General features: G+C 63.8%; 15 protein-coding genes and 1 tRNA gene. 11 read left to right on the forward strand and 5 right to left on the reverse strand.

The features are described 5' to 3' along the window. On the forward strand, positions 1-443 hold a 443-nt coding region (locus AC1KVG_RS18525), incomplete at its 5' end, for an MFS transporter (RefSeq protein WP_481095349.1). Between the two features lie 122 nt (positions 444-565). Here AC1KVG_RS18525 and AC1KVG_RS18530 read toward each other — a convergent pair. After that, positions 566-639 (reverse strand) — tRNA-Gly (locus AC1KVG_RS18530). A gap of 116 nt (positions 640-755) precedes the next feature. After that, complete coding sequence (locus AC1KVG_RS18535) at positions 756-2,540, reverse strand: autotransporter outer membrane beta-barrel domain-containing protein (protein WP_481095387.1); 1,785 nt, start codon at positions 2,538-2,540, stop codon at positions 756-758. A gap of 190 nt (positions 2,541-2,730) precedes the next feature. Here AC1KVG_RS18535 and thiS point away from each other — a divergent pair, with 190 nt between their 5' ends. The 4 genes from thiS to AC1KVG_RS18555 all read left to right on the forward strand — a co-directional run bounded on the left by thiS (position 2,731) and on the right by AC1KVG_RS18555 (position 6,634). After that, entirely contained in the window at positions 2,731-2,931 is a 201-nt protein-coding gene (thiS, locus tag AC1KVG_RS18540) for a sulfur carrier protein ThiS (protein WP_006448448.1), read from the forward strand. Between the two features lie 49 nt (positions 2,932-2,980). Then, positions 2,981-3,775: a thiazole synthase gene (locus tag AC1KVG_RS18545; RefSeq protein ID WP_481095350.1), complete on the forward strand. Its 795-nt coding sequence runs from the start codon at positions 2,981-2,983 to the stop codon at positions 3,773-3,775. A 164-nt stretch (positions 3,776-3,939) separates the two neighbouring features. Further along, the gene (gene trmB / locus AC1KVG_RS18550; protein WP_268214330.1) at positions 3,940-4,698 is read left to right on the forward strand and encodes a tRNA (guanosine(46)-N7)-methyltransferase TrmB; all 759 of its coding nucleotides are present in this window, start codon (positions 3,940-3,942) and stop codon (positions 4,696-4,698) included. 73 nt (positions 4,699-4,771) lie between these two features. Beyond that, on the forward strand, positions 4,772-6,634 hold the full coding sequence (locus tag AC1KVG_RS18555; RefSeq protein WP_023904931.1) for an SLC13 family permease: 1,863 nt from the start codon (positions 4,772-4,774) through the stop codon (positions 6,632-6,634). A 134-nt stretch (positions 6,635-6,768) separates the two neighbouring features. On the opposite strand, the gene AC1KVG_RS18560 is transcribed toward AC1KVG_RS18555, so the two are convergent. Beyond that, positions 6,769-7,110 carry a Rieske (2Fe-2S) protein gene (locus AC1KVG_RS18560; RefSeq protein WP_481095351.1) on the reverse strand — a complete coding sequence of 114 codons (342 nt, stop codon included), beginning with the start codon at positions 7,108-7,110 and terminating at the stop codon, positions 6,769-6,771. 262 nt (positions 7,111-7,372) lie between these two features. Here AC1KVG_RS18560 and AC1KVG_RS18565 point away from each other — a divergent pair, with 262 nt between their 5' ends. The 5 genes from AC1KVG_RS18565 (at position 7,373) to AC1KVG_RS18585 (ending at position 11,718) form a co-directional block, all read left to right on the forward strand. Beyond that, positions 7,373-7,648, forward strand: coding sequence for a hypothetical protein (locus tag AC1KVG_RS18565; RefSeq protein ID WP_006448453.1), 276 nt, complete (start codon positions 7,373-7,375; stop codon positions 7,646-7,648). Between the two features lie 88 nt (positions 7,649-7,736). Continuing rightward, positions 7,737-8,450 carry a fumarylacetoacetate hydrolase family protein gene (locus AC1KVG_RS18570; protein ID WP_006448454.1) on the forward strand — a complete coding sequence of 238 codons (714 nt, stop codon included), beginning with the start codon at positions 7,737-7,739 and terminating at the stop codon, positions 8,448-8,450. A gap of 60 nt (positions 8,451-8,510) precedes the next feature. Then, entirely contained in the window at positions 8,511-8,942 is a 432-nt protein-coding gene (mscL, locus tag AC1KVG_RS18575) for a large-conductance mechanosensitive channel protein MscL (RefSeq protein ID WP_023904934.1), read from the forward strand. Between the two features lie 110 nt (positions 8,943-9,052). Then, complete coding sequence (locus AC1KVG_RS18580) at positions 9,053-10,471, forward strand: M20/M25/M40 family metallo-hydrolase (protein ID WP_481095352.1); 1,419 nt, start codon at positions 9,053-9,055, stop codon at positions 10,469-10,471. A gap of 194 nt (positions 10,472-10,665) precedes the next feature. After that, the gene (locus tag AC1KVG_RS18585; protein ID WP_481095353.1) at positions 10,666-11,718 is read left to right on the forward strand and encodes a LacI family DNA-binding transcriptional regulator; all 1,053 of its coding nucleotides are present in this window, start codon (positions 10,666-10,668) and stop codon (positions 11,716-11,718) included. A gap of 237 nt (positions 11,719-11,955) precedes the next feature. Here AC1KVG_RS18585 and AC1KVG_RS18590 read toward each other — a convergent pair whose 3' ends face one another. Then, positions 11,956-14,892 carry a TonB-dependent receptor gene (locus tag AC1KVG_RS18590; protein ID WP_481095354.1) on the reverse strand — a complete coding sequence of 979 codons (2,937 nt, stop codon included), beginning with the start codon at positions 14,890-14,892 and terminating at the stop codon, positions 11,956-11,958. A gap of 140 nt (positions 14,893-15,032) precedes the next feature. Further along, entirely contained in the window at positions 15,033-18,500 is a 3,468-nt protein-coding gene (locus AC1KVG_RS18595; RefSeq protein WP_481095355.1) for a glycosyl hydrolase 2 galactose-binding domain-containing protein, read from the reverse strand. A gap of 219 nt (positions 18,501-18,719) precedes the next feature. Here AC1KVG_RS18595 and AC1KVG_RS18600 point away from each other — a divergent pair, with 219 nt between their 5' ends. Next, on the forward strand, positions 18,720-20,684 hold the full coding sequence (locus AC1KVG_RS18600; protein WP_481095356.1) for a glycoside hydrolase family 97 protein: 1,965 nt from the start codon (positions 18,720-18,722) through the stop codon (positions 20,682-20,684). Positions 20,685-20,977 lie beyond the last annotated feature (293 nt).

Here is a 20,977-nt window from a genome sequence, read left to right on the forward strand (position 1 = left end):
GCATCTGGATCGTGGGCGTATTGATCGACCGCCATCTACGCGCACTGACGCTGACCAGCACACTGCTGTTCTGCGTTTCGGCATTGGCACTGGGCCTGGCCGGCACGTCTCCCGCGATCGTCTACATCGCAGTCGGCGTCTGGGGCCTTGCCTTCGGTGGCAGCGCGACGTTGTTTCAGACAGCGCTCGCCAAATCGGCGGGAGAGGAGGCGGATGTCGCGCAATCCATGTTGGTGACCGCGTGGAATACCGCCATCGCTGGCGGCGGCCTTCTCGGTGGCGTGCTGCTCGACCAGCTCGGCGTCGGCGCGTTCCCGCCCGCGTTGCTGGTGCTGCTTGCCGCAACGCTGGTGGTGACTTGGACGGCCAAGCGGCATGGCTTTGCGGTGTCAAACGATGACAGCGACGCATCGCGGCCGGCTACGGTCGGAAGACAGGCATAAACGCTGGACGTAGGGAGCCGATGCCACCGCGCAGGACGGCTTGCGCAGTTAAAGACGCATCGCATTGCGGAGCGGACTGAGGATTGCGGAGCGGTCAGATGTGCAGAAGCGCTTGCTGCATCTGGAGCGGGCGAAGGGAATCGAACCCTCGTCAGTAGCTTGGGAAGCTACAGCTCTACCATTGAGCTACGCCCGCGTGGCGTTGCGAGAGTTTAGGCGGGTGCGGGTGTCGGGCGCAATGCGCAGACGTGACGAGGGCCGGTTGCCCGGCCCTCGTGTCTTACAACTGTGTCGCGTGCAACGGTGCGTCGATCAGAAGTTACCGCTGAAATTCACGAACAAGGTCGCATCGCGAGCGCTGCGCTGGGCGGTGGTGGTGCTCAGGCCGATATTGCTCTGCAGGCCCCACAGGCCGGTGCGGGCGCCCAGCACGACGGTGGCGTAGTTGCGATCGAAGTTCTGGCCCGGCACGGTGTACATGCCCACGTCCGGCATCGACTGCAGCCAGGCGCTGGCCTCGGTGCCGTCCTTGAACTCGTGGTCGTAGGTGGCCTGCACGTACGGCTTGACCGCAGCACCGTCCAGACGGACCTGGAAGCCGATGCGGCCCACCAGCGAGTCGATGTCCTGATCGGCGTAGCCCAGCGCGGTGGAGCTTTCGTTGCTTTCGGTGTAGCCGTCGAGCTTGAGCTTCTGCCAGGTCAGGCCGACCACCGGGCCGTACTTGACGTTGCCTTCGCCCAGCGAATAGCCGGCGTTGACCGCGGCGGTGAGGTTGCTGCCGTCGGGCGAGCCGCTGTGCACGCGCGTGGCTGGCCCGAGCTGCACTTCGCGGTCGACGTCATAACGCAGCGCGCTGTAGCTGACCTGCGCATTGACCCACACCGGGCCGGTGTACCAGCCGAAGAACGCGCCCAGGGTGGTGTCATCCTGCTTGAAGCTGCCGTTGCGGTTGCCGAAATCGGCATCCATGCTGCCGAAGCCGGCAAAGCCGCCAAACACCAGATCGCCCGCGCTCCAATCCACACCGAACAGGCCGGCCGGGGCCATGCCGTCGTACAGATCGGCATGGTCGTAGCGCTGCATGTCGCCACGCACGCTGCCCCACCAGCGCAGGCCGTCGGCTTCCGGCTTGCCGTCCAGATGCCACGCCACCTGGTCGGCGCGTGCGCGGCCAATGGCCTGCGCGGAATGCGTCAGCACCTGCTGCAACCGCGGCGCCTCCAGCAGCGAGATGGCGTACTGGCCCAGGATCTGGTGGGTGGCGGTGCTCGGGTGGATACCGTCGGCGAACACATAGGTGTTCTGTGCATTGGCCGCGACCAGGCTGGTCGGGTTACACGCCGGCAGCGGCACCGCCGGGTTGCAGGCGGTGCTGGTGACGTTGCTGAAACCGTAGGTACCCGGATCGGCCACCACTTCCTGCAGGATGTGGAAGGTGTCGACCGGGATCACGCGCAGGCCGGCCGAACGCAGGCCATTGAACAATGCGGTGTTGTAGGCGGTGGCCGCGGCAGTGCCCTGCGCCATCGCGGCGGCACCGCCGGCGCGGAAGCGCGGGGTGATGCCCACATCCGGAATGGTCGGCACCATCACATAGCGCGCGCCAGCAGCCTGCAACGCACCGACTGCGCCGACCTGCGCGGTGACCGCGCTGCCGATGATGGCCTGCGCCTGGGCCGGCGCCGCAGCGGCGGCGAGCAAATCGTTGGCGCCGCCCCACACGGTGTAGAGCGCATTCGGGTTGGCCTGGCCGCCGTTGGCGCTCAGGTAGGTGTTGATCTGGCTGGTCACCGACGGCGCAGCGCCGAGTGCGCTGACCGAACTGGCCTGGATGCGGGCGCCACCGGCCGCGTAGTTGTCGCCGGTCTGGCCGTTACCGTTGGGTGCGGCGTTGGTGCCGAAATGGTCGGCGACGTATTCGGCCCAGACAAAACCGGGGTTGGTGGTGAACTTGCCGGTGACTGCGCGAGAGGCGGCCGGCAGCAACGGGTTGTAGTAGCCGCTGTCGGTGAGGCTGTCACCGAAGAACACGGTCTGATCGAACGCAGACGCGGCCATGGCCGGGGTGGCCGCAATGGCGATGGCAACGGCCATCAGGGAACGGATCGGGCGAAGAGATGTAGCCATGGGAGTGCCTGCTCAAAGGTGTGTGGAACTGGACCGGACCGGCATACGTACGCCGGCGAATGGCACATGGTTTCACCCTCGCCGCCCGCGCTCACGCTGCATTGCCGCATAACGCAAAAACGCGCGCTCCGGCGGCACGCGATGCAACAATGATGACATGAACATCCAACTCAACGGCACCCCGCGCGACGTTCCCGATGACTTGCTCCTGATCACCTTGCTTGAGCAGGAAGGTCTTGCACAACGACGCGTCGCGGTCGAGGTCAATGGCGAAATCGTGTCGCGCGGGCGGCATGCCACACACCAGTTGTGCGCTGGCGATGTGGTGGAGATCGTGCACGCGCTGGGCGGCGGTTGATGCTGCGCGCAAGCCGGCGCAGCTGCGCGCGATCGGTGATAATTGCCCGATGACGACTACTGCCCCCACTGATGCATTGATCATCGCCGGCAAGGCCTACCGTTCGCGTCTGCTGACCGGCACCGGCAAGTTCAAGGATCTGGACGAAACCCGCCTGGCCACCGAAGCGGCCGCCGCGCAGATCGTGACCGTGGCGATCCGCCGGGTGAACATCGGCCAGAACCCGAACGCGCCCAGCCTGCTGGACGTGCTGCCGCCGGATCGCTACACGCTGCTGCCCAACACCGCCGGCTGTTACACCGCCGACGATGCGGTGCGCACCTGCCGGCTGGCGCGCGAACTGCTGGATGGCCACAACCTCACCAAGCTGGAAGTGCTCGGCGACGAGCGCACGCTGTACCCGGACGTGGTGCAGACGCTCAAGGCCGCCGAGCAACTGGTCGCCGACGGTTTCGACGTCATGGTCTACACCTCCGACGATCCGATCCTGGCCAAGCGACTGGAAGAGATCGGCTGCGTGGCGGTGATGCCGCTGGCCGCGCCGATCGGCTCCGGGCTGGGCATCCAGAACAAGTACAACCTGCTGGAAATCATCGAGAACGCCAAGGTGCCGATCATTGTCGATGCGGGCGTAGGCACGGCATCGGACGCGGCGATCGCGATGGAGCTGGGCTGCGATGGCGTGTTGATGAATACCGCCATTGCCGGCGCGCGCAATCCGATCCTGATGGCGAGCGCGATGCGTAAGGCGATCGAGGCGGGACGTGAGGCCTTTCTGGCTGGGCGGATTCCGCGTAAGCGGTATGCGTCGGCGTCGAGTCCGGTTGATGGTGTGATTGGATGAGTGGGGCTGCGTTGACATTGCGGTCGATGCGCAATGATTGGCCGCGTGACGTGGCGGATATTGCCGTTGCTAGATCCCTGCGTTGCTGCGCGTACCCCCTCACGCCGCACCCTCACCCCTCTTCCGGTGGGAGAGGGGCTTTCGTTTTACTGATGACTTAATTCATGACCGATCCGTTTACCAGTGACGGCGCCAAGATGCCGCCCAAGCCCTTCACCATCGAAGAGGGCCGCCGGCAGGTGCGCAGCTTCGTGCTGCGGCAGGGCCGCTTTACGCCTGCGCAACAGCGCGCGTTCGATGAGTTGTGGCCGCGCTTCGGTCTGGATTACGTCGGGACGCCGCGCGATTTCGATGCCGCCTTCGGCCGCGCCGCACCCAAGGTGCTGGAAATCGGTTTCGGCAACGGCGCAGCATTGCGCTTTGCCGCGCAGCAGGATCCCGGCCGCGACTACATCGGCATCGAGGTACATGCGCCCGGCGTCGGTCGCTTGCTCAATGCCTTGCACGACGACGACAGCACGCATGTGCGCCTCTACCACCACGATGCGGTGGAAGTGCTCGAGCACGAAATCGCCGATGGCGCGCTGGACGAAGTGCGCATCTACTTCCCCGACCCGTGGCACAAGAAGCGCCACAACAAGCGCCGCCTGATCCAGCCGGCGTTTGCGCAGCTGCTCGTGCGCAAGCTGCGCGATGGCGGCCGCCTGCACGCGGCCACCGACTGGGCCGATTACGCCGAACAGATGTGGGACGTGCTCGACGCCACACCGGGCCTGGTCAATCGCGCCGGCCCACGCGGCCATGTCGAACGCCCCGCCTGGCGACCGCAGACCCACTTCGAAACACGCGGCCAGAAACTCGGTCACGGCGTGTGGGATTTGCTGTATGACAGGGATTCGGGAATCGGGATTGGGGATTCGTAACAACGCTTGCCCGCATACTCAACGCCGCAGCGCCTGACCAATCCCCACTCCCGAATCCCGAATCCCTGCCCCAATGGACACCGCGCTGACACTGACCAACGATATGAAGCTCGTCCTCGGGCTGGTCGGTTTCACGATGGCGATGTTTTTGTTCGAGCGCATCCGCGCCGATGTGGTGGCGTTGATCGTGCTGGTGGTGTTGGGTGTGACCGGGCTGGTGGCGCCGGAAGAACTGTTCGGTGGCTTCTCCGGTAACGCGGTGATGAGCATCATCGCCACAACCATTCTCGGTGCGGGGTTGGAGCGCACCGGTGCGTTGAATCGCCTGGCGACCTGGCTGCTGCGGCGTTCGCACGGCAGCGAACAACGCTTGATGATGATGACGCTGGCCATCTCCGGCTTGAACTCGTCGTTCATGCAGAACCCGTCGGTGATGGCGCTGTATTTGCCGGTCGCCTCGCGGCTGGCCGCACGCACCGGGCTCACCCTGCAGCGCATGCTGCTGCCGATCGCGGCGGCCATCGTGATGGGCGGCGCGCTCACCATGGTGGGCAATTCGCCGTTGATCCTGCTCAACGATCTGCTTGTCTCGGCCAACAACAACCTGCCCTCGGGCATGGCCAGCATCGAGCCGTTGACGATGTTCGCGCCGCTGCCGATCGGCGTGGCCTTGCTGATCGCCGCACTGCTGTACTTCCGGTTCTACGGCGACCGCAAGCTGATCGAAGAAGAACGCCTGATCAACGAAGGCGTCACGCCCTCGCGCACCGAGAGCTATTTCGCCAAGACCTACGGCATTGATGGCGATGTGTTCGAGCTCACCGTCAGCGCCGAAAGCCCGCTGGTCGGCATGACCCTGGGCGAGGCCGAAGCGCTGCACGACGCGCCCTTGCTGCTCGCCCTGAAGACCGGCAACGACACCCGCCTGGCACCGCCGGCCGACATGCGCATCTGGGTCGGCAGCGTGCTCGGTGCGATGGGGCCGCGCCAGGAAGTGACCGACTTTGCGCAGAACCACTTCCTGCGCATGTCCTCGCGCTTGCGCAATCTGGGCGATCTGTTCAATCCCAGCCTGGCCGGCATTTCCGAAGCGCTGATTCCGCCCAACTCGCGGCTGATCGGCAAGACCGCTGCCGAGTTGCGTCTGCGCAAGCAGAGCGGCATCAGCCTGCTGGCGATCAACCGCGACAAGCAGGTGATCCGCGAGGACGTGCGCAACGTGCCGCTGCGTGGCGGCGACATGCTGGTGTTCCACAGCATCTGGCAGGACCTGGCGCAGGCGGCGGAAAGCCGCGATTTCGTGCCGGTGACCGACTTCCCCAAGGGCGAGCAGCGCCCGCACAAGTTCAAGATCGCCATGGCGATCTTCGCCTTCACCATTTTGATCGCGTTGACCTCGCGCCTGCCGGTGGCGCTGACGCTGATGACCGGCGTGGCCTGCATGCTGGTCAGCGGCGTGTTGCGCATGGACGAGGCCTACGCCTCCATCAACTGGAAGACCATCTTCATGATGGCCGGCCTGATTCCGCTGGGTTGGGCGATGGACAGCAGCGGCACCGCAGCCTGGGTGGCCGGCCACACCATCGACCGCCTGCCCGAAGGCGTGCCGGTGTGGGCGCTGGAAATCAGTCTGGCATTGCTGACCACTGCGTTTTCGTTGGTGATCAGCCATGTCGGCGCGACCATTGTGATGGTGCCGATCGCGGTCAATCTGGCGCTGGCGGCCAACGGCAATCCCACTGCATTTGCATTGATCGTGGCGTTGTCGGCATCCAACAATCTGATGACCGCCTCCAACCCGGTGATCTCGATGGTGGCCGGCCCGGCCAACTATCAACCGCGCGAGCTGTGGCGCGTGGGCGCGCCGCTGTCGCTGATCTACATCGTGGTGATGGTGTCGATGATCAACCTGATGTTCTGGTGGGCGGCGCGCTGAATCGGTGTAGCGATTTTTAGCAGCACGCGAGCTGCAACGCGACCTGGCACGCAACCACCACAGATATCGCCGACACGCTGCACGCACTCGCCCGTGGCTTACAGGCAACGTCGCTGCCGAAGGAGCCGAGCGACCTAGCCCAGAAAAACCTGCTCGCCCTCGATGCGCACCGGCACCGCCAGCAACGATTGACCGCGGCACGGGCCGCTGATGCATTCGCCGCTGGTGAGCTCGAACGCCGCGCCATGTGCGGCGCAGACCAGATGGCCTTCCTTGGTCTTGAGGAACTGGCCTGGCGCCCAATCCAGTCGACGGCCGGCATGCGGGCACACGTTCAACCACGCACGCACCTGCGCGCCTTCGCGATACAACACCAGCGACTCCGGGCCGCCATCCCACAGCGCTTCGACTTCCAGAAATCCTGCGTCGGGAATCTGCGCCAATTCGGCAAGCGTGGTGGGCGATGACGAAGACATGCGATCAGCCGATCGAGAACGAATGTCGATTGTGGCATGCACATGGATCGCTGCTGCACTGCACTATCGGCGGGATCAGCGCATCAGCGCACAGCGAATACCTCGTCCATCGCAGGCCGCAAGCGACGACGGGGCGGGCTTATACGCTAGGCCGAACGTGATGGCCGCCGCAAAACCAGAGTGCATTTAACGAACTTTTCACTCAATGACATGAAACCGCAACGATACTGCCTGCCTGTTTCCTGCCCGGCAACCCACCGCCATGCCTGCACGCATCTTCCAATTCGGCAACATTCACCACCTGTTTGCACCGCGCAAACCGCGTCATCCGTTGGTGCGCGTTGCTGCGGGTCTGGCGGGTCTGGTCATTCTTGCGGTGTTGATCTTCTTCAGCGTGTTCGTCGGTGCGGCCATGATCCTGGGCGGTATCGCCTGGAAATTGTTGAGCAAGTCCAATCGACGTGCGCCGCAGCAAGCACGCGTGGTCGAAGCCGAATACCGCGTGGTGCGCAAGCCCGCGTTGCCCTTGTCGCACTGAGCGACGCTGCGCGCATGACGCGCAGACGGTGTTGTCGTACACCGCCAAACGGCTAGACTCACGCGTCCCGTTCTCCAAGGATGCGTGCATGACCCACGATGTGATTCCCGCCGCCGATGTTCCGCGCATTCCGGTGGTTGGTGGCGGCAACTTTCCGGTGCACCGCATCTATTGTGTGGGCCGCAACTTTGCCGATCACGCGCGCGAGATGGGCGCCACCGCGCCTGCCTCCAAAGCCGAACGCGGCCAGCCGACGTTTTTCATGAAGCCTGCCGATGCGATCGTGGTCGGTCACGGCGACCACATTCCGTATCCGCCCGGCACCAAGGAACTGCACCACGAAGTGGAGCTGGTGGTGGCGCTGGGCCGCGATGCGCCGGCCGGCGAGTTGCCGGTGGATCAGGCCGAGGCGCTGATCTACGGCTACGGCGTGGGCCTGGATCTGACCCGTCGCGATCTGCAGGCAGCCGCCAAAGCCAAGGGCCTGCCGTGGGACATCGCCAAGGGCTTCGATCATTCCGCGCCGGTCAGCGAGCTGGTGCATGCCGGCGAGGTGGGCGCGCTGGACGCATTGAACCTGTCGCTTGAGGTCAATGGTGAAGTGCGCCAGCAATCGCTGCTGGATCAGATGATCTGGAATGTGCCGGAGATCCTGCATGAGCTCTCCAAGCTCTATGCATTGCGCGCGGGCGATCTGATTTTCATGGGCACGCCGGCCGGTGTCGGCCCGCTGCTGCCCGGCGATCAGTTCAGCGCCCGCCTGGAAAACGTCGCCGAGCGCCACGGCATCATCGCGGGCTGACACGCAGCCCGCTACGATCTCATTGCGGCAGTTGGTCCGCGACCGCATCTGGAGTGCGCTATGGGAATGGTCAGCGAATTCAAGCAATTCGCGATGCGTGGCAATGTCATCGACCTGGCGGTCGGTGTGGTCATCGGTGCGGCGTTCGGCAAGATCGTCACCGCGCTGGTGGAGAAGATCATCATGCCGCCGATCGGCTGGGCCATCGGCAATGTGGATTTCTCGCGGTTGGCGTGGGTGCTCAAACCAGCCGGCGTGGATGCCACCGGCAAGGAAATTCCGGCCGTGGCGATTGGCTATGGCGATTTCATCAACACCGTCGTGCAGTTCGTGATCATTGCCTTTGCGATCTTTCTGGTGGTCAAGCTGATCAACCGCCTCACCCAGCGCAAGCCGGATGCTCCCAAAGGCCCGAGCGAAGAAGTGCTGTTGCTGCGCGAGATTCGCGACTCGCTGAAGAACGACACGCTGAAGACGCCAGACGTGCCGTAAGCGGACACATCCACTGCGCAACTTCGCGCAGGAGGATGACCTTTCGCACGCAGACGGGGGACCTCGCGCTGATAAGCTCGGGGTCCCCCTTGTCGTTGGAGCCGCCCTGCATGCGTCGTCTCGCTGTCGCCATCTCTGCCCTACTCGCTTGCGCGCCCGCGCTGGCCGCACCAACCACCATCGCCGATAGCGCGCTGCGCACCGCCGCACAGCTGCGCGAGCAGGCGTTGGCCGACAGCACCGGCTTTGCAGTGGTGGAATCGTTGACCACCGAAGTGGGCCCGCGGATTGCCGGCGGCGAAGCCGATCCGCGCGCGGTGGCCTGGGCCAAGGCCAAGTTCACCGCGCTGGGCTTCGACAAGGTGTGGACCGAGCCGGTGACGTTTCCCAAGTGGCAGCGTCGCAGCGAGCAGGCCACGGTGATCGGCGCGCATGCGCAGCCCTTGCACATCACCGCGCTGGGCGGCAGCCCGGGCGGCACCGTCGAAGGCGAGGTCGTGCGCTTCGAAAATCTCGCTGCGTTGCAGGCTGCACCGGCCGGCTCGCTCACCGGCAAGATCGCGTTCGTCGATTACCAGATGATCAAGGCACGCGACGGCCAGGATTACCGCAATGGCGGCGCGGTGCGCAGCAAGGGCCCATCGGAGGCGATCCGCAAGGGCGCGATCGGGTTTGTGATGCGCTCGGCCGGCACCGACTCGCACCGCGTGCCGCATACCGGCATCACCCGCTTCGATGAAGGCGTGACGCCGGTGCCGGCAGCGGCGTTGTCGGTACCGGACGCCAATCAGCTCGCGCGGCTCACCGCGCTGGGCAGCACGCGTCTGCGGCTGGCACTGGATTGCGGTTGGGACGGCACGGCGACCTCGTACAACGTGATCGGCGAAATCACCGGGCGCAGCAAGCCGAAGGAAGTGGTGGTGATCGGCGGGCATCTGGATTCGTGGGATCTGGGCACCGGCGCGATCGACGATGGTGCAGGCGTTGCGATCACCATGGCTGCAGGCCATTTGATCGGCCAACTCAAGCAAGCGCCCAAGCGCACGATTCGCGTGGTGGCCTTCGCCAACGAAGAGCAAGGCCTGTATGGCGGCAAGGCGTACGCGGCCGCACACGGCAAGGATGCCAAGGACATGGCGCTGCATCAGATCGGCGCAGAGAGCGACTTCGGCGCCGGGCGTATCTATGCGTTCAACACCGGCTCGGCGGCACCGGAAGACTCGCGCGCAGCAACCAAACAGATCGCCGAGGTGCTCGCACCGCTTGGTATCGCGTATGAGCCGAGCAAGGGCGGCCCCGGCCCGGATGTCGGCCCGATCTCGGCCAAGGGTGGCGCGTGGGCATGGCTGGCGCAGGACGGCACCGACTACTTCGATCTGCATCACACCGCCGACGACACCCTGGACAAGATCGACCCGAAGGCGCTCGCGCAAAACGTGGCTGCCTACACGGTGTTTGCGTATCTGGCGGCAGAAGCGGATGGCGATTTCGGTAGTCGTGCGAAGGTCGTGCAACCGCCGAGCGAGTAAGCGCGGCTGAAGACGTCCGCAGGCGGACGTCGGTTGAGCACAGGCGGTGCAGGTGACGCACACGGTGTGCGTTATCGGTGCCGATCCCGAACATCAACAGCGCCGATTGCCTGCGGCGACGCATGTTTTGAGTCGCTGCAGGCTTCAAGCGCACCCCCTGCCCTTTCGCTTCCACTCCAGGACGAGCACACACAATGGCGGCCAAGCGGCAACGCAGTGCGAATACTGCAGCGACTCTGCTGGATGTTGCCAAACACGCCGGCGTCTCGCCGATGACCGCCTCGCGCGTCATCAACCGCCACCCGCATGTCGGTGAAGACATGCGCGTGCGCGTGGAAGCCTCAGTGCAGGCATTGGGCTACCGGCCCAACCTGGCTGGTCGCTCATTACGCACCAGCGGCTTGTTGCGCATCGGTGTGCTGTACAGCAATCCCAGCGCAGCGTATCTCAATCAATTCATGCTCGGCCTGCTCGAACAGAGCAGCCTCAATGGCAGCCAGGTGCTGGTGGAAAAATGCGGCGCCATCCGCAGCCAACGCGCCGCGACCGAGCGCTTGTTGGCGGCCGGCGTGGACGGGGTGATATTGCCGCCACCGTTATGCGATTCGCGCCAGACCATTGTGGAACTCGATGCACGCGGCATCCCGGTGGTCGCAGTTGCCAGCGGCGCACCGATGGCGCAAATCAGCTCGGTACGCATCGACGACTATCAGGCCGCGCGCGCCATCGTCGATCATCTGATCGAACTGGGCCATCGCCGCATCGCCTTGATCAAGGGCGACCCCAAGCACACCCCGAGCGCATTACGCGCCAATGGCTATCTCGACAGCTTGCAGGCTGCAGGTTTGAAGGTCGCAGATGCTTTGATCGCCGAAGGATTATTCACCTATCGCTCCGGCCTGCTCGCCGCACGCAGCCTGCTCGCACAAGCGCAACCGCCCACCGCCATCTTCTGCAGCAATGACGACATGGCCGCTGCAGCCGTGGCAGTCGCACATGGGCTGGGCTTGCGTGTGCCCGAGGACGTGTCGGTCGCAGGCTTCGACGACACCCCGGTGGCCACCACCATCTGGCCCGAGCTCACCACCGTGCATCAACCGGTCACCGCGATGGGACGCGCCGCAGTGTCGCTATTGGCCGATGCAATCCGTCAGCGACGCAAGGGCGATACCGCACCGGGCGTGCATCAGGTGATGAAGTACACCGTGGTCAAGCGCGGATCCACGGCGGGTCCGCCGGCACGGTAACCGCTACATCGATCCGCAGCATGTAACCCCTGTGCCATTACGCACAAAAAACGGCCGCATCGCTTCCCGACGATGCAGCCGAATGGGAGGGTGCCCGACGTTTCCATCGGGCGTACTGCAGCGCCGCATTCAACGGCGACGGGAAGAAAGCGCAATGACCGCTTGGAGAGTGGACAACACGCAAACATGTGCGACACAGCGCATAGCTGCGCCGTGTCGCACATCGGTGCAAGCGGATCAGAAGCGCAGACGCAAACCCGCGTAGTAACGACGCTCAAAGATGTTCTGGTCGTAGTAGTGATTGGTCCACTGCGCGTAACGGCGTTCGCTCTCGCCGGTGAGGTTGGTGGCCTGTGCGTACAGCGTCAGGTGGTCGTTGACGTCGTAGCTCAAGGACGCATCGAGATAGCCCACATCGTCGTTCCAGATCGCCAGCTCATCGCCCCAGGCCCCGCTGTTGACCTGGCTGAAGCGCTTGCTGCGCCAGTTGTAGGCCACGCGTGCCTGCAGCTTGTCCTTCTGGTACCACAACACCGCATTGGCCTGATGCTTGGAGTTATCGCCGATCGGCAGCGTGTTGCCGTCGATATCGGTGTTGTCGGTGTCGGCATCGGAGAAGGTGTAATTGATGTTGGTGCCGAAGCCGCTGAGCCAGCCGGGCAGGAAATCGAATGCCTGCTGGTAGCCGATTTCGAAACCCTTGATCTTGCCGCCACCGCCGTTGACGATGCGCTCGACCGTACCGCCCTGACGCACCACGCCATCGGCGTCAGGCAACAGTTCGATATTGGTCACGGTGGTGGGAAACGACTTAACATCGATCAGGAACGCGCCCACGCTGATCAACGAGGCATCGGCGAAATACCATTCCCACGAGGCGTTGTAATTGGTGGCGCGGTACGGATCGAGATCCGGATTGCCGGAGCGGCCGTTGAGGAACAGCACCGCATCGGAGGGCAGCGCGGGATTACGCGGTGGCGTGCCGTTGACCGCATAGAAGCTCACCAGGCCGCGCCCGAGATCGGGCAGATCCTGACGCGCCACCGCCTTGTTGTAGGCGAAGCGCAGCTTCTGCGCGTCGGTGATATCCAGCGACAAGTTGGCGGTGGGCAGCACGTCGGTGTATTGGCGATTCAATCGATTGGTACCGATCGCCGGGCTGACACCGTTCCATTCGACATTGCCGATAAACACATTGCCGCTGCTCAGATACTGATCGATCGCCAGCTTGGTCTGCACGATGCGTGCGCCGATGTTCGCCGTCCACGGCACCGCACTGCCGGTGCCGCCCTCCAGATTCGCCAGAAAGTAAGCTGCGGTGCTCTTCTCAGTGACCTTGTATGAATCGGCGGCCTGCTGGTACGCCACATTGCCCGGGTACAGGCTGTTGAGATAGCCCACCGGGTCCTTCATGACCTGCGGGTTGATCGCCGGCAGGCCCTGGCTGCCCAGGCCGGTGACCTTGAGCGGATCGAAGTCGTTGAAGTACGCCCAGTAACCGGGGATCGAATTGAACGGCAGCAGGCGCGCTTCGGAGACGCCGCTGCAGGTATCCACGATCAGCGGATCCTTGAAGTAATACAGCGAGCGGTTCGGGTCTGCGCAGCTGCTCGACACCGGCGACAGGTAGCGGTAGGTATCCAGCTTGACCTCGCGCTCGCCGTAACGGATGCCGAACTGGAAACCGCGCACCACGCCCTCATCGAACTCGAAGGTACCGTCGGCGCGGAACGCATCCATCGTCGCTTCGATCTTGTTGCCCTGCGCCCAGGTGGACATCAGCTGCCAGTTGTCCGGGTTGGACACATCGGTGCCGAGGTTGACCGCCGGATAGGTGCCACGGAAATCCACCGAGGCATCCACCGTTGGCAAGCCATTGGCGTTTGCCCATTGCGTCACGCCACCGGCGCGGGTGATCTGGTCGCCGCGCGTCACTACGGCGTCGGCACGCGCCTCGTCGTAGGTGCGCTCGGCATCGCCGTGCACCCAACGGAACGACGCGCGAAACGGGCCGCCATCGTCGAAGCGGAGTTCCAGATTGGTGTTCAACGCATTCGAATCGGCCACACCGGCCATGGAATGCGCCTGAAAGCGGTTGTAGCGGAACTGGCCGTATTCCAGCACGCCATTGGGATCGACCACCGATCCCGGTTGCAGTTGGTTGGTGGCCCAGCCGGTATGCAGCTGCGCGGCCACCGAGGTGTCCTGGTCTTCGAGCTTGGTGTAGGCCGCATCGGCCAGCACCGTCCACGACTCGTTGATGTTGAACTGGAACGAGCCGTTGACGCCGGTGCGCTGGCGATCGGTGCTGCGGTTATCCAGTTCGGTGGCCACCCAGTTGTAGAAATAATCGCGCGGCAGATTGCTCGGGTCGGTATTGCTGCCGATGCGTCCATCGCCGTTGAAATCGAAGCCCACGTTCTGCTCGGTGGATTTCTGCGCGCCGTTGGAATACACGCTGGGGTGCTTGTTTTCCAGCGTGGCATCCGAATACGACACCGCCAGCAATGCCCCCCAACGCTCGGTGCGGAAGCTGGCCAGACCCGAGTACAGCTCATTGAGTTCCTGCACGCGATCGCCGTAGGACCCTTCGGCCTGGCCACTGAAGGTCCAGCCTTCCGGCAGATCGAACGGGCGGCGCGTCTTCAGCGACACAGTCCCGCTGATACCGCCATCCAGATCGGCGGCGGTGGGCGATTTGATCACATCAACGCCACTGAACAAGGTCGGCGGGATGTCGACAAAATCCGGCTGCGCACGGCCAATATTGGGCTGGCCATATTGGTCGCCGCCACCGGCGCTCAAGTACAACTCACCGTTCATGGTGGTCTGCACCTGCGGCATGCCGCGGATATTGAGCTGCGAGCCTTCGCCGGCCGAGCGCCGGATCTGCACACCGGGCACGCGCTGCAGAGAATCGGTGATGGTGACGTCGGGCAATTTGCCGATGTCTTCGGCAGAGATCGAATCGATGATCTGCGCGGCGGTACGCTTGTTTTCAATGGCCTCGGCCTGCGCGCCGCGCACGCCTTTGACCATGACCTTGTCCAGTTCGGTGACGCCAGGAGTGGTACTGGCGTCCTGCGCGTTGACGCTGCCGGCAAGCAAGGTGAGCGCCGCCGCGAGTGCGGCAACCAATGGGGTGTGACGGGTGTTCGCATGCAGCTTGTTCATGGTCCCCTCCCAGGGATGACGACAATCCACGACCGTTTCGAATGGCATTGCAGGCACGGCAATGCGGTATTGGCTGACGTGCGATCGGCACGTCAGTACGAGCGCCGTGCAAGGCACGGCGCGGCAACTTGCTGGCGCCGCTACGGAAGCCCGTTGGCAGCACCTGTTGATGGTTCGACATTCCAGCCACGCACTTGCAGCGTGGCATTGCGCAAGCTCGCCGCAGACGGACCGCGAATCTCGATCTCGCGCTGCTCGCCTGGCACCAGACTGAGATAGTTGTCGCTGTAATACGCCGGCAGGATGCGCTGGCCTTGCGCATCCACCAGGGTCAGCTTGGTGTTGAGCGCAACCTGCTGCGAGGCATTGCGCACGGTGGCGCGCAGCACCGGCTCCGCACCGTCCTGCAACTGCGTGCTGAGCTGCACCGGCACTGCCGCCAGCGCATCCAGGCCGCGCATGGCGGCCGCATTGCGCGCCACCCAATAGAAATTACGCGAGCGCACGACGGCGTCGCGGTCGAGCAATTGCAAGCGCACAAAGCCAAGCCCATTGGTGTCCTTGAGCAGTGCCGCCAATTGCAGCACCGGCGCCGACACCGCGACCGCCGCTGCATCGACCGCCTGCTCGCGCTGTTGCAGCAGCTTGCCATCGGCACCGTAGATCTCGGCACGCACGCGCAAGCCGCTGACCGGCTCGGCCGCGTTGTTGACCACCACCACCTCGTGGCCTGGCAGGTTCATCTGTACATGCAGCATCTCCGCTGCGTTGCGCACACCGTAGTAAGCGGCATGCGTATCGTAGTCGTGGCTGTAGATCTGCCACATGTTGCTGGGCCAGGCGGGATGGCTCATCCATAGCAATCGCCCGCTGTTCTTGCTCCACAGCTGCGCGTTGAAACCTTCGAAGATGGCGCGGTGGGTGTCGTAATTGAGCAGCTGCGCCTTGCGCTCGAAATCGGCCAGGCTGGTCGGTGCGCCGAGCTTGTCGGTGAGCGTGCGCATGAAGCTGCCGGTGTCGCCGTTACCTGACTGGTGCCAGTCGTGATACGCCCAGGCATCACCGATCGGCCACTGATCCTGCACCGCAGGTACCGACGCCTTGAACGATTCCAGCGTGGAGAACGAGGGCGTGCCCACTTCCACCGAAAACCCTTGCGCCAGCTTGTTGAAGTACGCCACCGGCTCGCGGTAGTTGTACGGCCCGCTGACCTGCAGATTGATCTCGTTGGAACTGCCGGTGTACCAGCGTGTGCCATCGAGTTCGGCAACCAGTGTGTCCAGGCCTTCGTTGAGGATGGGAGCCGGCACGCCTTCGTTACGCCCGAACCACAGCACGATGGAAGGATGATTGCGGAAGCGCTTGATCACCTCGGCGGCATTGTCCAGAAACAGCGCCGCGTCGGCCGGCTCCAGGTTGTAGTTCTGGGTGGACTGCCAGAAGTCGTTGAACACCAGCATGCCGTATTCGTCGGCCAGCTCGAAGAAGCTGGCTTCGGTGTTCTGCCCCACCCAGTTACGCACTACATTGAAATGCGCATCGCGCTGCAAGCGGAAGTACGGCTCCAGCCGTTCGCGCGAGACCCGCTTGCGCCAATCGTCCATGCCCCAGTTGCCGCCCTTCACCGCAATGCGCACGCCATTGATGCGCAACGCCAGATGCGGGACCAGACTGGTGTCGTCGAGTTGCTGCACGGCCGGCGACGCCAATGCGCCCGGATACAGCGACTGCGCATTGCCACCGGGCACCGGCCGGATCGCGCCATGGCGAACATCGATGATGCGCTCGCCGCGTTGCCGCGCCTGATTGAGATCCACCAGCACGCGGCGTAGCGCACCATCGTTATCGAACAACGATAGTTCGTAGGTCACCTGACGAATGCCAAAACGCAGCTGCTGCGCGTCCGAACGCGTGCCGGCAATATCGAAACCGACCTGCAAGGTATACAGCGCAGGCTCGCCATAGCCGTTGGGCCACCACAGGCGCGGATTGGCGATGATCAACTGCGGCGTATCGGCAGCGGTGAGCCTGAGCGTGCTGCCACCGGCCGGCACCGTGACCTCGCGCTGGATACGTACATCTCCGAAGGCCAACTGCAGGGTGCCCTGCACTGCTGCGTTGGTGTCGTTGCGCAGTGGCACGCTGACTTCGAGTTCTGCGCGGCGGTGATCCGATGCCAGCCGCGCGGTGACCACTTGCGTATCACCGAGTGCCACGGGACCGGTGGCATGCAACTGCACGTCCTGCCACAGACCGGCATTACGATCGCGCACCGCCGGAATCCAGTCCCAGCCTTCGCTGGCGATAAAGGTCGGCCCGTCCAGCGCCTGCATACCGCCATTTTCGCCGACGCCCGCTGTCATCGATTGTTCGTGTGCGATGCCCGGATGCGGCGGCGGCGACACGCGCACTGCGATGACATTCCTGCCCGGCTTGAGCTGCTTGCTGACATCGAAACGACCGCGTGCGAATGCACCCCGGGTGCGCCCGACCTGGGTGCCGTTGACCCAGATTTCGCCGGCATAGTTGATGCCGTTGAACAGCAGTTCCAGTCGCTTGCCTTGCAGCGCCGCAGGCACATCGAAACTGCTGCGATACCACCAGTCCTGCCGGCTCAACGATTCGGGAATCGCCATGTTGTTGAGGCCGATATCCGGATCCGGATACACGCCGCGATCCACCAGCGTGGTGAGCACTGTGCCCGGCACGGTCGCGGCGCGCCACGTGGCCTTGCCCGCTGCGTAATCGCTGCGCGACAGCGTTGCACCGGTGGCTTGACCAAGGTCCGGTGCCGCAGCCAACTGCCATGCCCCGACCCGCCATGACGCGGCATCCAGCGGCTGCAGCGCCGGTGCGTTCGGCACTGGCTTTGCAACCGGCGTCGAGAAGGCCGCTGCACTGCGTGGCAAGGTCGCCGCAGGCTGCGGCGCAAGCTGCCCAGCCATCTGCTTGACCTGCACACGCCAGCCAGGCGATGCGTCTTCAAAGCGCTGCAACGCAGGATCCGGCGCCTGCCTTGCAAGCGACGCGATGGCTGCCGCATCCAGTGCACCCGCCTGCGCGGTAAAGCCCGCGATCTCCCCACCGAAGTGGTGTGTATACGCAGCCGGTTGCTGCCGCGGGCCGAATACCAATGTTGGCGCAACCGCGAGCTGCTGCACCTTGCCGCTGGCAACCTCACGGCCATTTGCATACAGCGTCAGACGCGTGCCTTGTGCAACTGCGGCGACGTATGTCCACGTCCCTGCGCGCAGCGTCTGCTTGCTGCGCAGCACGTTGTCGCCACCCTGCACGAAACCGAGCTTGCCGTCGTCGACAACAAAATAGCGGCCAGTGCCTTGCGGATCGCCCACACCGGCGATCAACGCAGGGCCTGTCGTTGCACTGGATAGGCGCACCCAACCGGACACGCTCCAATCGGCGTTGGCGGCAAGCAATGGCGTATCGGCGGCGAGCTTCTTGGTCAGCCCCACCCCGCCCGCAAGCACGCGCACATCGTAAGGACCCGGCGGATCGTCGGCAGGCGCAGCCTCCACTGCAGTCCAACCGATGCAACCACACAACAACCACAGCGCTCCACGGCGGAACGCCTTGCGAACCATCAGCATTAGAGGCCTCTCCCAAGCTCTACTGCCAAACAGCGGTGCACATCGCCGGACGCAACCAACAAGACGACTCGCAACTGTCTTGTCGCTTTGCTTTCGAGTGATGCCGCCCGTGGCTGCCGCCCCTGTTTCAGCGGCCATGGTGCGAGGTAACGTTACCCCAGGTAGATACCGACAACAACCTTTCTGCGTTAGGGTTGGCGCTCCCAGGAGGAGGGACTCATGCGAAACCTGATCCAGTCCGCATTACCGGCGGCATGCGCATTGCTGTGTGTGATCGCTGCGCCGGTTGCAGCACAGAGCTTGCGTGTGCAATCGCCCGACGCACGTACCCAGGTGGAATTCACCTTACGCGAGGGCGGCATTCCAACCTATCGCGTGCTGTATCGCAACAAAGTGGTGCTCGACGATGCACCGCTTGGGCTGGATCTGGGCAGGGCCAATAAGCTCGGCCGCGATATGACGCTGCAAAGCAGCACCACCGAAACGCATGACAGCCAGTTCGCCTTGAGCGTGGGCAAGACGCGCCAGGTGCGTGATCACTATCGCCAATTGCGCGTGCAGTTGTCCGATGCGCAACAGCGACGACTCACCATCGAGTTGCGCACCTACGACGATGGTGTAGCACTGCGTTACGTGCTGCCCGACGCCGGTGAGGTGCATATTCGCAATGAGCTCACCAGCTTTGCATTTCCGCGCGATTATGCGTGCTGGACATTGAACCTCGGTCGCTTCGGCACCAGCCACGAGGGCGAATACGATGCGATCGCCGCCTCGAAGTTGCGCCCGCACAATCTGCTTGAACTGCCGCTGGTGTGCCAGACCGATGCGAGCGGCACCACGCTGGCGATTGCCGAGGCCAACCTGCGCGACTACGCCGGCCTGTATCTCACCGGCCGCGAGGATGGTGGGCTGGGGGTGTCGGCGAAATTATCGCCACGCCTGGACGACCCCAAGCTGGCGGTCGATTTCGATGCCAAAGGCCGCGATTTCGCCACGCCATGGCGGGTGATCATGCTCGGCGACAGCCCGGCAAGCCTGATCGACTCCAACCTGATTTCCGCACTCAATCCACCGCCTGCCTTCGATGCCAGCTGGGTGCGTGCAGGCAAATCGGCGTGGGATTGGTGGTCCGGCTCGCTGGCCAGCGGTGTGGCGAACCCCGGCATGAATACCGCCACCATCCAGCGCTATATCGATCACGCGCAGCAATTGAAACTGCAATACATGCTGATCGACGACGGCTGGTATTTCGGCAGCACCGGCGATGGCCAGTACAATGTCGATGCCGATATCCGCAGGCCGGTGGAACAACTCGATCTGCCGGGCCTGGTGGCCTACGCACGGCAGCGCGATGTCGGGCTGTGGCTGTGGGCGCACTGGCGCGCGCTCGATGCGCATATGGACGAAGCGCTTGCGTGGTATCAACAGCTCGGCATCAAGGGCATCAAGGTCGACTTCATGGACCGCGACGATCAGCAGATGGTGGATTTCTATCACCGCCTGCTCGCCAAGGCCGCCAAGCACACATTGCTGGTGGATCTGCATGGTGCCTATCACCCCACCGGCTTGAGCCGCACCTATCCCAACTACCTCACGCAAGAAGGCGTGCTCGGCGCCGAATACAACAAGTGGACCACGCGCATCACCGCCACGCATAACCTCACGTTGCCGTTTACGCGCATGTTGCTCGGGCCGATGGACTACACGCCCGGCGGCTTCCGCAATGTGCGCCCGGCAGACTTCAAGGCGCAGCACATCGCGCCGCAAGTGATGACCACCCGCGCGCAGCAGCTGGCGATGTATGTGGTGTACGAAAGCCCGTTCGCGGTGGTGGCTGATAGCCCGGAGCAATACGAAAACGTGCCGGCAGCGCAGTTCCTGCGCGATGTGCCGGCAAGCTGGGACGAGACGCGGGCATTGGACGGTGCCATCGGCGAGCACATCGCAATAGCGCGACGCAGCGGCAAGGACTGGTATGTGGGCGCGATGACCAACGAGCAGGCACGCACGCTGACCTTGCCGTTATCGTTTCTGGGCAAGGGCACGTGGACCGCGACCATCTACGCCGATGGCGAGGCGCCGACAGAAGTGCGTATCGACACGCGCAAGCTCACACGTAACGACACGTTGCGGCTTGCGCTGGCTGCAAGCGGCGGCGCTGCAGTGAGGCTGCAAAAAAAGTAAGAACAGCCATGCTTATGGCGGAGTGACCGTGCACACCTTTGCGCAGTGGCAATACGCCGTACGCAAGGGTGTGCATGACCATCGACATGGCATCCGCTTAGCGCATTGCGCTTGGCGTGTGCCTGATGTCACGCAATGCGTGTTTTCCGATATATTCCCTTTTTAGACAGTTAGGATGCGCACGCCTTCAACGCAGGCATGCGCCACCGAACGAACCTCGGGACGCAACTGCGTACCGAGAGCACTGTGCTGCATGGTGCGCCACGTGCAGGCAGTTTCGTTCTGGCGTCAGG

It is taken from the genome of Xanthomonas sp. NCPPB 3959 (assembly GCF_056675575.1).

Bases quoted from the DNA above. Each gene is read 5' to 3' on its own strand.
- AC1KVG_RS18535 (WP_481095387.1), bottom strand. From the start codon at position 2,540: ATGGCCGTTGCCATCGCCATTGCGGCCACCCCGGCCATGGCCGCGTCT.
- thiS (WP_006448448.1), top strand. From the start codon at position 2,731: ATGAACATCCAACTCAACGGCACCCCGCGCGACGTTCCCGATGACTTG.
- AC1KVG_RS18545 (WP_481095350.1), top strand. From the start codon at position 2,981: ATGACGACTACTGCCCCCACTGATGCATTGATCATCGCCGGCAAGGCC.
- trmB (WP_268214330.1), top strand. From the start codon at position 3,940: ATGACCGATCCGTTTACCAGTGACGGCGCCAAGATGCCGCCCAAGCCC.
- AC1KVG_RS18555 (WP_023904931.1), top strand. From the start codon at position 4,772: ATGGACACCGCGCTGACACTGACCAACGATATGAAGCTCGTCCTCGGG.
- AC1KVG_RS18560 (WP_481095351.1), bottom strand. From the start codon at position 7,110: ATGTCTTCGTCATCGCCCACCACGCTTGCCGAATTGGCGCAGATTCCC.
- AC1KVG_RS18565 (WP_006448453.1), top strand. From the start codon at position 7,373: ATGCCTGCACGCATCTTCCAATTCGGCAACATTCACCACCTGTTTGCA.
- AC1KVG_RS18570 (WP_006448454.1), top strand. From the start codon at position 7,737: ATGACCCACGATGTGATTCCCGCCGCCGATGTTCCGCGCATTCCGGTG.
- mscL (WP_023904934.1), top strand. From the start codon at position 8,511: ATGGGAATGGTCAGCGAATTCAAGCAATTCGCGATGCGTGGCAATGTC.
- AC1KVG_RS18580 (WP_481095352.1), top strand. From the start codon at position 9,053: ATGCGTCGTCTCGCTGTCGCCATCTCTGCCCTACTCGCTTGCGCGCCC.
- AC1KVG_RS18585 (WP_481095353.1), top strand. From the start codon at position 10,666: ATGGCGGCCAAGCGGCAACGCAGTGCGAATACTGCAGCGACTCTGCTG.
- AC1KVG_RS18590 (WP_481095354.1), bottom strand. From the start codon at position 14,892: ATGAACAAGCTGCATGCGAACACCCGTCACACCCCATTGGTTGCCGCA.
- AC1KVG_RS18595 (WP_481095355.1), bottom strand. From the start codon at position 18,500: ATGCTGATGGTTCGCAAGGCGTTCCGCCGTGGAGCGCTGTGGTTGTTG.
- AC1KVG_RS18600 (WP_481095356.1), top strand. From the start codon at position 18,720: ATGCGAAACCTGATCCAGTCCGCATTACCGGCGGCATGCGCATTGCTG.